Raw genomic sequence first — 705 nt, 5'->3', positions numbered from 1 at the left:
ATTCCGTCGAGGCCCTGTCGCCGATGCTGCTTTGCGTGTTCGAACGCGATAACCTGCATGAACTCTACCGCAACCATCCCGGTCTCGCCTACGACATCACCTGGATCGCGTCGCGCGAAGAGCGCATGCTGGACGAGAACCTGCTCAGTCTCGGCCGCCGCAGCGCGATCGAGCGTGCCGCCTATCTTATCGCCTTCATCGCCAGCCGCGCCAAGGTCGTCGGACTGAACGGCAAGCAAACCATCCAGATTCCGATCACGCAGCAGCACATCGCCGATACGCTTGGCCTGTCGCTGGTTCACACCAACAAGACGATCCGCAAGCTGATGGATCGCCAGCTGATCGTCTGGCGCGACGGCGGGTGCGGGGTCGTCGACAATGAAGGGCTGAAGCAGCTCGCCGGCTGGGAGGGGCTGGGCGAGGGCCGCCGGCCATTGATCTGACACCGCACTTCTTGCCAGGGCGGCGGATCGGGTGCGCATGACCGGGTTTTCGGCTAGTTTGTCCGGGCATCGGAACTTTGGGACGCACGGCGCGTTTGAAATCGAGCAATCACAAGGAGTTAAGCAATGGCAACCGCCCAAGCAAGACCGCCAACGAAGCGCGGACGAATCCGGATCTCGAAGCCGACATCAGGCAGTTGAAAGCCGATATCGACAAGCTCACCAAACAGCTGGCCAAGACCGGCGAACACGGCTACGGCAC

General features: G+C 61.7%; 1 protein-coding gene and 1 pseudogene. Both read left to right on the top strand.

Features of this window, described 5'->3' with window-relative positions; all coding sequences use genetic code 11:
• A partial coding sequence (locus EOA36_RS36500; protein ID WP_145969558.1) for a Crp/Fnr family transcriptional regulator occupies positions 1–443 on the top strand: 443 nt, incomplete at its 5' end.
• A 77-nt stretch (positions 444–520) separates the two neighbouring features.
• Positions 521–705: pseudogene (locus EOA36_RS37635) on the top strand (hypothetical protein); the annotation flags it as partial.

The sequence above is a fragment of the Mesorhizobium sp. M8A.F.Ca.ET.021.01.1.1 genome (assembly GCF_003998025.1).
Lineage (GTDB): Bacteria > Pseudomonadota > Alphaproteobacteria > Rhizobiales > Rhizobiaceae > Mesorhizobium.
Note: the sequence above shows the minus strand (reverse complement) of the source record. Positions and strands in the feature narration are given on the sequence as shown.